This window comes from Mariniluteicoccus flavus (assembly GCF_054776655.1).
The window spans coordinates 1-14,079 of record NZ_BAAHBN010000004.1 but is presented as its reverse complement, the minus strand read 5'-3'; the positions used below and the strand labels follow the sequence as shown (position 1 = coordinate 14,079).

Here is a 14,079-nt window from a genome sequence, read left to right as displayed (position 1 = left end):
CGCTCAGCGCGCCCGGCGCTCCACGCGCTCGTGGTCGACGATCGTGACCGAGCGGGGCTCGAGCCTGATCCAGCCGCGGGCGGCGAAGTCGGCGAGCGCCTTGTTCACGGTCTCCCGCGACGCGCCCACCAACTGGGCGAGCTCTTCCTGGGTGAGCTCGTGGTGGACGACCAGACCCGCGTCGGTGCGCTCGCCGAAGCGCGACGCGAGGTCGAGCAGCGCCTTGGCCACGCGGCCCGGGACGTCGGAGAAGACGAGGTCGGAGACGACGTCGTTGGAACGGCGCAGGCGGCCGGCCAACTGGCCCAGCAGGCCGAGCGCCACCTCGGGGCGACCGGCGAGCCAGGTGTCGAGCTCGGAGTGTTCCAGCACGCGCAGCTCACACTTGGTGACCGCGGTCGCCGTGGTGGAGCGGGGGCCGGGGTCGAACGCCGACAGCTCGCCGAACATCTGGCCGGGACCCAACACCGCGAGGAGGTTCTCGCGGCCCGTCGTGCCGTGGCGTCCGAGCTTGATCTTGCCGTTGACGACGACATAGAGCTGGTCGCCCGAATCGCCTTCGTGGAAGAGGATCGCCCCCCGGTTGAGCGTGATCGAGCCCATGGCCGACGACAGCGACCGCGCGGCCTCGTCGTCGAGACCCTTGAACAGCGGCGCCTGCCGAACGACATCCTGCGCTTCCACGATCACACCCCTAGCGTGTCTACCTACCACGTGTTTGAACTGTGCCCCGAGGCTACCTGTTCGCGTGAAGTGCGTCACGTCCCTCCCTCGGCACGTCGTAGTCTGGGTCCCATGCCCGCCGCGCCCGCCCGACCCGACACCGCGCTCGTACGCCGGGCCCGGCGCACCAACCGCGTGCTCGCGGAGACCTATCCCGACGCGCACTGCGAGCTCGACTTCGCCGACCCGCTGCAGCTGCTGGTGGCGACGGTGTTGTCGGCCCAGTCCACCGACAAGCGCGTGAACCTCGTGACGCCCGTGCTGTTCTCGCGCTTCCCCGACGCGGCGGCGCTGGCCGGCGCCGACCGCGCCGAGCTCGAGGAGCTGATCCGACCGACGGGCTTCTTCCGCGCGAAGAGCGATTCGCTGCTGCGCCTGAGCCGGGCGCTGCTCGACGACCACGGCGGCGAGGTGCCGCGGACGCTGGCCGAGCTCGTGAAGCTGCCCGGAGTCGGCCGCAAGACCGCCAATGTCGTTCTGGGCAACGCGTTCGGCGTGCCCGGGATCACGGTCGACACGCACGTCAAGCGACTCGCGACCCGCTTCGGCTGGACCACCCAGACCGATCCTGACCGCATCGAGGCCGAGATCGGCGCCCTGTTCCCTGCTCGCGACTGGGTCCAGCTGTGCCACACCGTGATCTGGCACGGGCGCAGGCGCTGCCACGCCCGCAACCCCGCGTGCGGCGCGTGCCCGGTCGCGAGCCTGTGCCCCGCGTACGGCGAGGGCGAGACCGATCCCGTCAAGGCCGCGAAGCTCGTGCGGGAGCCGCGCGGATGAGGCGTACGCGTCCCGCCCGCCTCGTCGCCGTCCTCGCCCTGCTCGGCCTCACGGCCTGCGGCGGGTCGTCGGGGCCGGTCACGCCCGGCCCCCGTTCGAGCGCGCCCGTCGTGGTCGACCGCGGCGCGCCCTCCACGGCTCACCTGCTCGAGCGGCGCCGTGCGGCGGGGATCGCCGACTGTCCCGTCTCCGATCCCGCGGTCCCGGCGCGCCCCGACGGGCTGCCCGATATCACGCTCGACTGCCTCGGTGCCGACTCCCGCGTACGCCTGGCCGGCCTGCGCGGGAAGCCGATCGTGGCCAACGTGTGGGCCCAGTGGTGTGGACCCTGTCGCCACGAAGCGCCCATGCTGAAGGAGGTCCAGGACCGGCTCGGTGACCGCGTCCTCGTCCTGGGCGTCGACCACGCCGACCCGCGACCCGACCTCGCGATCGAGTTCGCCGAGGCCGCCGGGTGGCGCTATCCGCAGGTCGTCGACGCGGGCAAGGCCCTGGCCGGACCCCTGCGCATCGTCGGCCCGCCCATGACGGTCCTCGTCGACGCCGACGGCCGCATCGTCCACCGCCACGTCGGCCCGTTCACCTCGACCGAGCAGGCGCTCGGCCTGATCGCCGACCACCTGGGCGTACGCCCGTGACAGGAACCCGCCCGTGATCCCCGATCTCCCCGAATCCCTTGCCGCGTTGGCGTCCGGGCTCGCCGACCGCACCTCGTCGGCCCGGTTGGTCTCCGCCCGAGCGCCCCAGGGGGCGCGTCCGGCGGCCGTGCTCGCGCTGTTCGCCACCGACGGACCGTCGCCCGACCTGACCTTCGTCGAGCGCGCCCACACCCTGCGTACGCACGCCGGCCAGATGGCCTTCCCCGGCGGTGCGATCGACGACACCGACGACGATGCGGCCGATGCCGCCCTCCGCGAGGCCACCGAGGAGGTCGGCCTCGACCGGGGGAGCGCCGAGGTCGTCGGCTGCCTGCCCGCGGCCCACGTCGCCGCCTCGGGTTTCGACGTCACCACGGTGGTCGCGTGGTGGCGTACGCCCCACCCGATCGACGCGCGCGACCCCGCCGAGGTGGCCTCGGTCCATCGCATCGGTCTCGACCGCCTCGCCGACGCCGACCTGCGGTGGACCGCCGTCCATCCCGCGGGCTATCGCGGCCCCGCCTTCGTGATCGATGACCTGTTCATCTGGGGGCTCACCGCCCACCTCGTCGACGCGCTGCTCGAACTCGGCGGCTGGCAGGCGCCGTGGGACCGCACGCGCAGCCGTGAGGTGCCCGAACGGTTCCTGCGCGGGTCGCCGAGGCGGTCGGGTGGCGGCGACGACGCCCACTGACCGACCGGTGAGGCGCGGTGGCACCATGGGGGGCATGAGCGAGACGCCCCGCGACCGTGCCCGCGCCAACCGCCCCGCCGGGTGGTGGCGCACCGCGACGGTCTATCAGGTCTATCCGCGCTCGTTCTGCGACTCCGATGGCGACGGCGTCGGCGACATCCCCGGCATCACCGCCCGCCTCGACCACCTCGAGGCCCTCGGGGTCGACGTGGTCTGGCTCAGCCCGGTCTATCGCTCGCCGATGGACGACAACGGCTATGACATCAGCGACTACACCGACGTCGACCCGACGTTCGGCACCCTCGCCGACCTCGACGCGCTGATCGCGGGCCTCCACGAGCGCGGGATGAAGCTCGTCATGGACCTCGTGGTGAACCACACCTCCGACGAACACCCGTGGTTCCAGGAGTCGCGTGACCCCGACAGCCCCAAGCGCGACTGGTATTGGTGGCGTCCCGGTCGCGACGGCGACGTCCCCGAGCCCACGAACTGGGAGGCCGCGTTCTCCGGCCCCACGTGGCACCGCGACGAGCGCAGCGGTGAGTACTACCTCCACCTGTTCTCCCGCAAGCAGCCCGACCTCAACTGGGAGAACCCCGAGGTCCGCGAGGCCGTGCACGCGATGATGCGCTGGTGGGTCGATCGCGGCGTCGACGGGTTCCGCATGGACGTCATCAACTTCATCTCCAAGACGCTCCCGCTCACCGACGGGCCGCCGCGCCCGGGAGGCGTGCTGTCGCCGGCGTTCGCCCATGTCGCGGACGGACCCCGCATGCACGAGTTCCTCGCCGAGATGCACCGCGAGGTCATGGCGGGGGAGAATCTGATCACGGTCGGCGAGATGCCGGGCGTGACGGTCGAGGAGGCCCGGCGCTACACCGCCCCCGACCGGGGCGAGGTCGACATGGTGTTCCAGTTCGAGCACGTGGGGTTGGACATCCAGCCCGAGGGGGCGAAGTGGGACCTCAAGGCACTCGAACTCCCGGCGCTCAAGGAGAACTTCGCGCGGTGGCAGGACGGGCTGGCCGAGCAGGGGTGGAACTCCCTGTATTGGAACAACCACGACCAGCCGCGCATCGTCTCCCGCTGGGGCGACGACTCGGACGAGCACCGCGTACGCAGCGCCAAGACCCTCGGCACCGTGCTGCACCTCCACCGCGGCACGCCGTATGTCTATCAGGGCGAGGAACTCGGCATGACGAACGCCGACTTCGACGACATCGCGCGCTATCGAGACATCGAGTCGATCAACCATCACGCGGAGGCACTCGGCCTCGGCCGCGACGAGACCGAGATCCTCACCGCGCTGCGCGTGAAGAGCCGCGACAACGCGCGAACGCCCATGCAGTGGGACGCGACCCCCGGTGCGGGCTTCACCACCGGTGAACCGTGGATCGACCTGAACCCCAACCACACAACGATCAACGCCGAGGCCGCCCGCCTCGACCCCGACTCGGTGTTCCACCACTATCGCCGGCTGATCGCGCTGCGCAAGGAGAACGAGGTCGTCGTCGACGGACGGTTCGCCCTCCGACTCGCCGACCATCCGCACCTGTGGGTGTTCACGCGGACGCTCGGCGAACAGACCATGACGGTCGTGGCCAACTGCTCGTCGGGCGAGGTGGCCTGGCCCGCAGAGGTCGGCGACCTCACCGGCCGCCGCGTGCTGATCACGACCGAGGAGACGGTCGGGGACGCGTTCGTCCCACCATCCGTCCTGGGTCCGTGGGAGTCGTGGGTCGTCCAGTAATGTCGAATCCGAACCCCGCTTAGGAGACCGCCATGTCCACCTCCCGGCTGACCGCCGAGCACCGCCGCGCCTCGCTGGCCGCCATGTCCGACGACGAAGGTCTCGACGTCCTGGTGATCGGGGGAGGGGTGACGGGCGCGGGCATCGCGCTCGACGCCGCGACCCGCGGGCTGCGCACCGGCGTGGTCGAGATGCAGGACTGGGCCGCCGGCACGTCGTCGCGCTCGTCGAAGCTGATCCACGGCGGTCTGCGCTACCTCTACAACTTCGACTTCGCGCTCGTCGCCGAGGCCCTGCGCGAGCGGGGGCGGCTGCTCACGACCATCGCACCGCACCTGGTGAAGGCCCAGCCCTTCCTGTGGCCGTTGAAGATGCCGTTGATCGAGCGGACCTATTCGGCGGTGGGCGTCGGCCTCTACGACACCCTCTCGTTCGCGGCGTCGGGCGGTGCGACCGTGCCGCCCCAGAAGCACCTGACCAAGAAGCAGGCGCTCGAGCTGTTCCCCGACATCAGGCACGACAAGGTGATCGGGGCGATCCGCTTCTTCGACGCGCGCGTCGACGACGCACGCCTCGTCATCGACCTCGTCCGCACCGCCATCGACTACGGGGCGTACGCGGCCTCGCGTACGCAGGTCGTGGAGCTCACACGCTCGGCCACCGGGCGCGTGAACGGCGCCGTCGTCGAAGACCTCGAGACCGGGGAGCGCCACACCCTTCGCGCGTCCCGCGTGATCAACGCGACGGGCGTGTGGACCGAGGACACCCAGGCCATGGCGTTCGCCGAGCCCGACCAGGAGGTGGCCGAGGGGAAGGGCCTGCAGGTCCTTGCCAGCAAGGGGATCCACATCGTCGTCCCGAAGGAGCGCATCCGCGGCGACGCCGGCCTGTTCCTTCGCACCGAGAAGTCGGTGCTGTTCATCATCCCGTGGCAGCGCTATTGGATCATCGGCACCACCGACACGGCGTGGCACGAGGCGCGCCAACACCCGGTCGCCACGAGCGAGGACATCGACTACATCCTCGACCACGCGAACGAGGTGCTCTCCTCCGACCTGACGCGCGACGACATCCAGGGCACGTACGCCGGCCTCCGCCCCCTCCTGCAGCCGAAGAAGACCGACGAATCCCAGTCGACCAAGGTGTCGCGCGAGCACACGGTCACCGAGCTCGCGCCCGGCCTGGTCGTCATCGCCGGGGGCAAATACACGACCTACCGCGCGATGGCGGAGGACGCGGTCGACTTCGCGCTGGGGGAGCGCATGTCCCGCGACCTACCGTCGGTGACGGCGACCACGCCGCTGGTGGGGGCGTCGGGCCTCACCGCCGCCACGCGCCAGTTCGAGCGCGAGGCCCGTGCGCTGGGCTTCGACGCCGCCCGCGTCGAGCACCTGCTGGGACGCTACGGCTCGGAGGTCGAGGACCTGCAGGCCATGATCGCCGCCGACCCGTCGCTGGCCGAGCCGATCCCGAGCGCGCCGGCCTACCTGAAGGCCGAGGCGGCGTTCGCCGTCACCCACGAGGGCGCGCTCCACCTCGAGGACGTGCTGGAACACCGCGTACGCCTGTCCTATGAGACCCGCGACCGCGGCGTCTCCGCCATGGCCGACATCTGCGCCGTCATCGCCCCGCTGCTGGGCTGGGACGAGGCCGTCGTGGCGCGCGAGCAGGAGTCCTACCGCGCGCGCGCCCAGGCCCAGCGTGAGGCCGAGGAGAAGGCGACCGATGCGGACGCCGAGGCCGTGCGGCTGACGGTGGCCGACCTGGTGCCGGTGCGCTGACTGGACGCAACTTTCCTGCGCCTGACGCATGACAGATGGGCCCGATCGGGCGAGGGTGGAGGAGTCGTCCACCCCCGACACATCGGCGTTCCCACATGTCCCGCTCGCTCACCCCGCTCTCCCGGCGCACGACCGTTGCCCTCGCCGCCACGGCGCTGGTCGCCACGTCAGGCACCGCGCCTGTCCTGACGACCACCACCGCCAACGCCTCCGACGCCTGCACCTCGGTCGGTAAACGTGGACAGGCCACCGCGTACGGCTGCCCCATCTGGCTGCCGACCGACGAGCGCCGCGTCCCCGTCTATGCGGAGCCCGGTTCGGACGCCGAGGTGGACCACCTCCACTCCGGCGGGCGCGCGAACTGGTTCTGGTGCAAGTCGTCGGGCCCGACGTCCACCGACTACGGCCACCGGTCGAGCTCGTGGGCGAAGACCATGGGCGACGGCGGACGGGTCGGCTGGGTGCCGGCCAACTACCTCGCGTCGCAGGCCGACACCTGGACAGGCCTGCCCGACTGTGGGGGCTCCACGGCCCCGAAGCCGCCCGCTCCGAAGCCCCCGGCACCCCGGCCCCCGGCGCCCGGCGAGCCCGAGCCCGCGGGCCCCCTCGATGGCCCGGCCACGGCGAAGGTGCTGCTCGGCCGCTGGGGCAAGCAGCTGGGCGGCGACCCCGCGGTGCGCGCCGACCTCCAGGCCGCGGCGGAGGGCCGCACCATCAACAACGGCGACACCTGCGGAAAGACGGTCACGCTCGACCCGCGCATGTTGGAGCTGCTCCGCCAGACCACCGACGTCTACACGATCCAGTTGTCGACCATCGTCACGGGCCACGGGTGCGACACCGCCCGCCACCCCAAGGGCAAGGCGTACGACGTCAAGCGGATCACCAAGGACGGCCGCACCTCGAACCTCATCGACGGCAACGGCGGCAACAACGCGGCGCTGAACGGCGAGTTCGCGGCGTGGACCGCCGGGCGGCTGCCCGCCGACGGTCTGTCGGGTCTGGGTCAGCTCGGCTGCTCGGGCCGCGCCACGATCCCCGCGCCCAGGGGCGTCAACGTCTTCCCCGACACCTGCCACCACCAGCACGTCCATGTGGGCGAGAGCGACAAGCCGCTGCCGCACCAGCCGAAGGCCCCGGCGCCGAAGCCCTCGGCCCCCGCACCCAAGCCGTCAGAGCCGGCGCCCAAGCCCTCTGAGTAGCCCACGCAGGCCCCGGCCCCGAAGCCGCCGGCCAGCGATGCGTACAAGAAACATTCGAAGGAGCAGATCGACAACGCCCACACGATCATCGCGGTCGGCAAGGGCACCGGAATGCCGAAGCGGGCCTATGAGATCGCCATCGCGACCGCGATCCAGGAGTCGACGCTCAAAAACCTGAACCACGGCGACCGCGACTCCCTCGGCCTGTTCCAGCAGCGCCCCGGAACCGGGTGGGGTACGCCGGCCCAGGTCACCAACCCGGTCCTCGCGGCGAAGGCGTTCTATGGCTTCGCCGACCACACCCCGAATCCGGGCCTCAAGCAGGTGCCGGGCTGGGAGAACAGGCGGCTCACTGAGGCCGCCCAGGCCGTGCAGCGCTCGGGATTCCCCGAGGCCTATCAGCAGTGGGAGGGCATCGCGAAGGAGATCGTGGCCCAGAACATCGACGTGGCCCCGATCGCCTGAGGGATCTTTTCGGGTCGCTCTCTTCCGGGTGGTACGGGGTCAGTGACCGCGGCAGCGAGGGAGGCTGCGGTCAGGCCTGCAGGGCGAGCGCGAACGGCAACACCGCCGGCGCGCCCGCCCTGCGCAGCTCCCGGCCGGCGACGGTCAGGGTCCACCGCGAGTCGACGCGGTCGTCGACGAGCAACACTGGACCGGGCAGGGCGCTCAGCCGCTCGGTGAGGGCTGGCGGCACGACGAACCGGTCCCACACCGACGCGAGCCGGTAGGCGCTGTTGCCGGGGCCGGTGCTCGGCACTCCCTCCCGCAGGGCGAGTTCGCCGAGGTCGTCGAGCCGGCCCACGCGGGCGAGTCCCTCGGCGACCGAGCGCACCAGCCGCGGGCGGCTCAGCGACGGCACGTTGACGACGGCGACGGGGCGCTCGGACCACCCCCACCCCTTCAACACCTCGACGCAGGCCTGGGCGAGTTCGGGCGTGATCTCGCCGTCGACGGGCTCGCCCTCGGGCCCCGGAGCGAAGAGGGCCCGCAGGGCCCCGCCGTGGCCGAGGTCGGTGAGGCGGGCGATGGCGCGCCCCTCGAGCACGCCCTCGTCGGCCGAGATCTTGCCCTTCACGGGCACCGACAGCCGGTCCATGCCGGACGGCCACTGGCCGCGCGGCTCGATGGGTACGCCGACCTGCGCGAGCTGGGCGTCGGCCCGCTCCGTCCAGTCGGTGGGGACGTCGGTGGGGAACCAGACCGGGGCCTCGGAAGCCTGCAGGCAGGTGTCGCAGCGGCCGCACGGGGCCGCGGTCTCGTCGTCGAGCTGGCGGGCGAGGAACTCCATGCGGCAGCCGTCGGTGTGGGCATAGTCCTTCATCGCCTTCTGCTCGGCCTCACGCGACGCCGCGATGCGCTCGTAGCGCTCGGTGTCATAGGCCCACGGCCTGCCGGTCAGCTGCCAGCCACCGCCGACCTTCTCGACGGCCCCGTCGACGGCCAGGACCTTGAGCAGCATCTCGAGGGGGGAGCGCTTCAGGTCGACGCGGGCCTCGAGGGCCGGCACGCTGAGCGGCTTGTCGGAGGCGGACAGCGCCTCGAGCACCGATCCGGCCTTCCGCTCGGTCGGCATCGACGACGTCGCGAAATAGCGCCAGATATCGCTGTCCTCGGTTCCCGGCAGGAGGAGCACGTCGGCGTTGTCGGTGGCGCGCCCCGCACGGCCCACCTGCTGGTAGTAGGCGACCGGGGACGACGGGGCGCCCAGGTGGATGACGAAGCCGAGGTCGGGCTTGTCGAACCCCATGCCGAGCGCGCTGGTGGCGACCAGCGCCTTGACCTCGTTGGCCTTCAGCGCCTGTTCGGCCCGTTCGCGGTCGGCGTTGTCGGTGCGCCCCGTGTAGGCGATGACCCGGTGGCCGTTGTCGGCCAGCAGCCGGGCAGTGTCCTCGGCGGCTGACACGGTGAGGGCGTAGATGATGCCGGAACCCGGGAGTTCCTCGAGATGGGCCAGGAGCCAGCCCAGTCGCTGGCGCGACGATTGGAGTTCGAGGACCCCGAGGCGCAGGCTCGCGCGTGCCAGCGAGCCGCGGACGGTGAAGACCTCTTCGGCCGCGCCGTCCAGGCGTACGCCCAGCTGCTCCTCGACGTCGGTGACCACCCGGGAGTTGGCGGTCGCCGTGGTCGCCAGCACCGGGATCCCGGCCGGGAGCTCGGCGATCAGGTCGCGGATGCGGCGATAGTCGGGCCGGAAGTCGTGGCCCCAGTCGGAGATGCAGTGGGCCTCGTCGACGACGAGCAGGCCCAGGCGATCGATGAGCCGCGGCAGCACGTTGGCGCGGAACCCCGGGTTGGTCAGGCGCTCGGGGGAGATCAGCAGCAGGTCGACCTCGTCGGTCTGGACCTGGCCGATCACCTCGTCCCACTCCTCGGCGTTGGCCGAGTTGATCGCGGCCGCGCGTACGCCCGCCCGCTCGGCCGCCGCCAACTGGTCGCGCATCAGGGCCAGGAGCGGCGACACGATCAGCGTCGGCCCATGGCCCTGGCGGCGGCGCAGGAGGCAGGCCACGAAATAGACCGCCGACTTGCCCCAGCCGGTGCGCTGCACCACGAGCGCGCGCCGCCGGTCGGCGACCAGCGCCTCGATCGCCTCGAGCTGGCCGTCGCGGAAGTCGGCATCGGGACGACCCGTCAGGTCACGCAGGATCTGGAGGGCGTCGTGGGCGAGGGCGGCGCGGTCGGGGGTGTGGCTCGTCGTCATGCACCCAGTCAACCGGAAGGCTCCGACATTTCCCGATGGCCCCGATTTCACGGCGGCCCTGTGGGAGCATGCCGACATGAGTGGAGCCGTGATCCGTCAGGCCGGCGCGGGCGATGCCCTGCTGGTGGCCGCGCTGGTGATCCAGGCGGCGCGGGCCGAGGGCCTCACCCCCGAGCCCGGCTTCATGGACCGCTTCGCCGACGCGTGGGGCGAATATCGCGACCAACACCCGGCGTGGTGGGCCGAGCTGGAAGGCAGGCATGCCGGCCTGCTGCTCGGCGACCGCGTACGCCCCCTCCCGTGGCCGGGTCGCACCGGCGGCGGCTCGCTCACGGTGGCGCGCGTCTTCGTGTGCGACGGTCTCGACGGGCGCGGCGTGGACACGTCGTTGCGGGCCGCCGCCCGGGAATGGGCGACGACCCGCGGCATGGCGTTCGAGGGCTGAGGTCAGCGGTCGAGCACGACCGGAGCCTTCGGCAGCCCGCGCATCGCGACGAGTCCGGCGAGGAGGAACAGGCCGCCGGCGGCCAGCCAGAAGAAGCGGCCCTCGGCGGCGATCCCGAAGATCTGGCAAGGGATCATGGCGACGTGGAAGCCCGCGTGGATGCCGACGGCCGGCCACACCGACCGCAGCCGCACGGCCAGCGCCGCGGCCAGGAGACCGAAGCCGAGGGGGACGGCCAGGTAGGCCACGCGGTCGACGGCGTTCTGCTGGCCGCCGTTCGACAGCAGGTGGATCACGGCGAACAGGGCGGCGGACGCCCAGCAGGCGACCACGGGGCGGCGGGCCAGCACCTGCATCAGATAGCCGCGGAAGAGGAACTCCTCCGGCATGCCCTGCAGCAGGAACGCGCGCACGAGGCCGACCACGATCACCAGGGCCACCGATTGGACGGTGACCAGTCCGGGCGGGACGTCGACCGTCCGCACCTGGCCCAGCGCGAGGCCTGCGCCGATGGCGATCCAGGCGAGCACCGCCGCCGCAGCCAGGCCGAGCAGCAGGCCGGGGAGGCTGTGGCGCGTCCAGACCAGACCGGCGCGGCGGAAGGGGGCGCGGTCGATGAACCGCATCAGGAGGGCGATGAGGCCCACGGTGATGGCGAGGGCCAGGACCGAGAGGATGGTGACGGCCGCGGCGCCGACCCACCCCTCCGTCTGGGTCATTGCGTGGAGACCGGGGATGAGCATGACCACGACCTGCATCGCCATCAGGGCGGCGATGAAGAGGATCGGGGTGAGGACCGCCCGCAGCCAGGCGGGGAGTCTGGGGCGTGCGGGATCGCGTACGTCTTGGTGGGCGTCTTCGGGGGTGGGGGTTTCGATGATCGTGTCCATGCCTCAAGTCTTGGCGTTCTGAGGGCGTTGAGCCCGTGCCCGGCGTCAGCGGTTGTGACCGTCAACCGTGACCGTGGTCATGGGTCGGGCGGGCCCACGGTCCCTAAGGTGGGACACATGGCCCTCTCCCGCCGCATGTATGTGCTCCTCGACATCCTGGTCGGCGTCCTCGCCGTGGTGAACGCGCTGTCCGGGATCGCGAGCCATCTGCCGGTGGGCGGATCGGAGTTCCTGGCCGGTGCCGGTGTCGTGGGCAGTCTGGGGGTGCTCGCGTGCTGGGCCGGCTGGCGCCTGACGGGCAACAGGGCCTTCCTCCTGGCGTTCATGGGCGCGAGCGTCGTCGCGGCCTGGGGCGGCGGGGGCGCGCTGCCGCTGCTGCTGATGGTGTTGGGCGTGAGCCTGGTGGTGGCGAGTCATGGGCTCCTGTTCGGTGTCGTCGGGCTGTTGCTCTTCACGCTGAGCGGTGTGGTGGTGATGGCGGCATGGCACAAGGAGCCGCTGACCATCCTGCTGGATTCCCTTGCCGGGCTGCTGTTGGCGGGACTGGGACTCGTGCTCGGGCTCGGCCTGCGCGAGCTCGCCGACGAGCGACGCGCCAACCTTCGCCTGGTGGAGGAGTTGCGCGCGACCCACCAGATCGAGAAGGAACTGATGCTGTCCGACGAGCGGGCGAGGTCGGCCCGCGAGCTGCACGACGGGCTCGGACACCGGCTGACGCTGATCGGAATGTCGCTGGACTATGCGGGCCGCATGCGGGAAAGCCATCCGGACAAGGCGTACGCGGAGGTCGAGCACGCCCGTGACCAGGCGTTGGAGGCGCTGACCCACATGCGCCGTTGGGTCCGCGCGCTGAATCCACCCAGGGATTCCGCGCTGACGGGGATCGCCGCGTTCGAGGCGATCGCCGAGAGCTTCCGTGGGACCGGGCTCGACGTCCGCGTCCACCAGACCGGGCAGGAACACGAGCTGAGCAGGGAGGCATCGTTGTTCGCGTACCGGCTCGTGCAGGAGGGTCTGACCAACGTGTTGCGCCATTCCGACGCCGACGAGGTCGACATCACGGTGCACTGGCGCGACGGAGGGGTGGAGGTGGAGCTGGCGGACAACGGGGGTGTCCGGGGTTCTCGTCCGCCGGCGGACGTCGAGGCGGGTTTCGGGCTGAGGTCGCTGGCCGAGCGGGCCGCCGAGTTGGGCGGCGCCTTCGCCGCCCGCACCGACGAACGCGGCGTGGTGCTGACGGGGTCGGTCCGGGAGGCGTCGTGATCCGCGTACTCATCGTCGACGACCAGCAGTTGCTGCGCCGGGGACTGCGCATGTTGCTGGAGACGGCGGACGGTATCGAGGTGGTCGGGGAGGCTGCCGACGGGCGGGAGGCTCTCGCGGTGTTCCCGCGATGCACACCTGATGTCGTGCTGACCGATGCCCGCATGCCCGGCATGGACGGCCTCGAGCTCGTTGCCGGGCTGGCGGGCCGACACCCGGGGGTGCCGGCGCTGGTGCTCACCACCTTCGACGACGAGGCCGTGGTGCGGGGCGCGATCGCGGCTGGCGCTGCGGGTTTCCTGCTGAAGGACGTGTCGACCGACCGGCTGGCTGAAGCCGTACGCGAGGTGGCCGCCGGGGGGCTGGTGATCGACCCACGGGTCGCGCGGATCGCCTTGTCCGATGGGGAACCCGGCGCCGACGACCCGCTGGCGGTGCTCACGCGCACCGAGCGGGCCGTGGCGGAGCTGGTGGCGACGGGCATGACCAACGCGGAGATCGCGGGGGAGCTGGTGCTCGCGGAGGGCACGGTGAAGAACCACGTGTCGACGCTGCTGCGCAAGCTGGGGCAGCGCGACCGAACGGGTCTGGCACTGGTGCTGTATCGGGCTTTTCGGGGCTAGCGGGCGGTTGAGCCGCGCGGTTGGGGTGTGGGTCGGGCTCCGCGAGCTTCGTCTTGCGGCTGGGACGCCGAGCCGATCGCTCTTCGGTCCCGTGGGCTCGCGGCGTCTTTACGCCGCTTCGCCGAACTCGCGAGACGCCTGACCCACACCCCAACCGCGGCCCCACGCTGGCTGAGCGACGAAGGAGTCGAAGCCAAGGAACCCCCACGTTCTCCGAGCGAGCGCCAGCGAGACGAGGAGCAGGTGACCGATCCGAGGACTCGCGGTCACGCTGGCTGAGCGAGGAACGAGTCGAAGCCGCGGAACCCCACGTTGGCTGAGCGAGGAACGAGTCGAAGCCGCCTCCAGACTCACGCTGGCTGAGCGAGGAACGAGTCGAAGCCACCCCGTGTCGTCACCACGCTCTCCGAGCGAGCACCAGCGAGACGAGAAGCAGGCCACCGATCCGAGGACTCGCGGTCACGTTGGCTGAGCGAGGAACGAGTCGAAGCCACCAGCCCGCGATCACCTTCCCCACAAGAAAAAAATAGTTCGAGATTCTTTTCGCAGAACCCTGTTCTGGACCCGAGATTGTCAGACCCCCTTC

Annotated in this window: 13 protein-coding genes; 10 read left to right on the top strand and 3 right to left on the bottom strand. The window is 71.4% G+C overall.

Going from position 1 to position 14,079, the window contains the following annotated elements; translation table 11 throughout:
* Positions 1 to 3: 3 nt before the first annotated feature.
* Positions 4 to 684, bottom strand: coding sequence for a Crp/Fnr family transcriptional regulator (locus ACYVAG_RS08225; protein ID WP_460768697.1), 681 nt, complete (start codon positions 682 to 684; stop codon positions 4 to 6).
* A 111-nt stretch (positions 685 to 795) separates the two neighbouring features.
* Between ACYVAG_RS08225 and nth the strand changes: the two genes are divergently transcribed.
* From nth to ACYVAG_RS08190, 7 genes are all read left to right on the top strand, one after another.
* On the top strand, positions 796 to 1,503 hold the full coding sequence (gene nth, locus ACYVAG_RS08220; RefSeq protein ID WP_460768695.1) for an endonuclease III: 708 nt from the start codon (positions 796 to 798) through the stop codon (positions 1,501 to 1,503).
* The gene (locus ACYVAG_RS08215; protein WP_460768692.1) at positions 1,500 to 2,141 is read left to right on the top strand and encodes a TlpA family protein disulfide reductase; all 642 of its coding nucleotides are present in this window, start codon (positions 1,500 to 1,502) and stop codon (positions 2,139 to 2,141) included. The genes nth and ACYVAG_RS08215 overlap by 4 nt, the downstream gene beginning before the upstream one ends.
* A gap of 13 nt (positions 2,142 to 2,154) precedes the next feature.
* Positions 2,155 to 2,835: an NUDIX hydrolase gene (locus tag ACYVAG_RS08210; RefSeq protein WP_460768690.1), complete on the top strand. Its 681-nt coding sequence runs from the start codon at positions 2,155 to 2,157 to the stop codon at positions 2,833 to 2,835.
* Between the two features lie 34 nt (positions 2,836 to 2,869).
* Positions 2,870 to 4,585 (top strand): glycoside hydrolase family 13 protein, encoded by a 1,716-nt coding sequence (locus ACYVAG_RS08205; protein WP_460768688.1) that lies wholly within the window; start codon positions 2,870 to 2,872, stop codon positions 4,583 to 4,585.
* Positions 4,586 to 4,617: 32 nt separating this feature from the next.
* Entirely contained in the window at positions 4,618 to 6,366 is a 1,749-nt protein-coding gene (locus ACYVAG_RS08200; RefSeq protein ID WP_460768686.1) for a glycerol-3-phosphate dehydrogenase/oxidase, read from the top strand.
* Between the two features lie 95 nt (positions 6,367 to 6,461).
* Positions 6,462 to 7,568: a hypothetical protein gene (locus ACYVAG_RS08195; RefSeq protein ID WP_460768685.1), complete on the top strand. Its 1,107-nt coding sequence runs from the start codon at positions 6,462 to 6,464 to the stop codon at positions 7,566 to 7,568.
* 111 nt (positions 7,569 to 7,679) lie between these two features.
* Positions 7,680 to 8,033 carry a hypothetical protein gene (locus ACYVAG_RS08190; protein WP_460768684.1) on the top strand — a complete coding sequence of 118 codons (354 nt, stop codon included), beginning with the start codon at positions 7,680 to 7,682 and terminating at the stop codon, positions 8,031 to 8,033.
* A 70-nt stretch (positions 8,034 to 8,103) separates the two neighbouring features.
* On the opposite strand, the gene ACYVAG_RS08185 is transcribed toward ACYVAG_RS08190, so the two are convergent.
* Positions 8,104 to 10,272: a RecQ family ATP-dependent DNA helicase gene (locus tag ACYVAG_RS08185; protein WP_460768682.1), complete on the bottom strand. Its 2,169-nt coding sequence runs from the start codon at positions 10,270 to 10,272 to the stop codon at positions 8,104 to 8,106.
* Between the two features lie 76 nt (positions 10,273 to 10,348).
* Here ACYVAG_RS08185 and ACYVAG_RS08180 point away from each other — a divergent pair, with 76 nt between their 5' ends.
* Entirely contained in the window at positions 10,349 to 10,717 is a 369-nt protein-coding gene (locus ACYVAG_RS08180) for a hypothetical protein (protein WP_460768680.1), read from the top strand.
* 2 nt (positions 10,718 to 10,719) lie between these two features.
* On the opposite strand, the gene ACYVAG_RS08175 is transcribed toward ACYVAG_RS08180, so the two are convergent.
* Entirely contained in the window at positions 10,720 to 11,607 is an 888-nt protein-coding gene (locus ACYVAG_RS08175; RefSeq protein ID WP_460768679.1) for a CPBP family intramembrane glutamic endopeptidase, read from the bottom strand.
* Positions 11,608 to 11,724: 117 nt separating this feature from the next.
* Here ACYVAG_RS08175 and ACYVAG_RS08170 point away from each other — a divergent pair, with 117 nt between their 5' ends.
* Positions 11,725 to 12,870, top strand: a complete 1,146-nt coding sequence (locus ACYVAG_RS08170; RefSeq protein ID WP_460768677.1) for a sensor histidine kinase — start codon at positions 11,725 to 11,727, stop codon at positions 12,868 to 12,870.
* The gene (locus ACYVAG_RS08165) at positions 12,867 to 13,493 is read left to right on the top strand and encodes a response regulator (protein ID WP_460768675.1); all 627 of its coding nucleotides are present in this window, start codon (positions 12,867 to 12,869) and stop codon (positions 13,491 to 13,493) included. Before ACYVAG_RS08170 ends, ACYVAG_RS08165 begins: the two co-directional genes overlap by 4 nt.
* Positions 13,494 to 14,079 lie beyond the last annotated feature (586 nt).

Bases quoted from the DNA above. Each gene is read 5' to 3' on its own strand.
- nth (WP_460768695.1), top strand. From the start codon at position 796: ATGCCCGCCGCGCCCGCCCGACCCGACACCGCGCTCGTACGCCGGGCC.
- ACYVAG_RS08215 (WP_460768692.1), top strand. From the start codon at position 1,500: ATGAGGCGTACGCGTCCCGCCCGCCTCGTCGCCGTCCTCGCCCTGCTC.
- ACYVAG_RS08205 (WP_460768688.1), top strand. From the start codon at position 2,870: ATGAGCGAGACGCCCCGCGACCGTGCCCGCGCCAACCGCCCCGCCGGG.
- ACYVAG_RS08200 (WP_460768686.1), top strand. From the start codon at position 4,618: ATGTCCACCTCCCGGCTGACCGCCGAGCACCGCCGCGCCTCGCTGGCC.
- ACYVAG_RS08195 (WP_460768685.1), top strand. From the start codon at position 6,462: ATGTCCCGCTCGCTCACCCCGCTCTCCCGGCGCACGACCGTTGCCCTC.
- ACYVAG_RS08190 (WP_460768684.1), top strand. From the start codon at position 7,680: ATGCCGAAGCGGGCCTATGAGATCGCCATCGCGACCGCGATCCAGGAG.
- ACYVAG_RS08185 (WP_460768682.1), bottom strand. From the start codon at position 10,272: ATGACGACGAGCCACACCCCCGACCGCGCCGCCCTCGCCCACGACGCC.
- ACYVAG_RS08180 (WP_460768680.1), top strand. From the start codon at position 10,349: ATGAGTGGAGCCGTGATCCGTCAGGCCGGCGCGGGCGATGCCCTGCTG.
- ACYVAG_RS08175 (WP_460768679.1), bottom strand. From the start codon at position 11,607: ATGGACACGATCATCGAAACCCCCACCCCCGAAGACGCCCACCAAGAC.
- ACYVAG_RS08170 (WP_460768677.1), top strand. From the start codon at position 11,725: ATGGCCCTCTCCCGCCGCATGTATGTGCTCCTCGACATCCTGGTCGGC.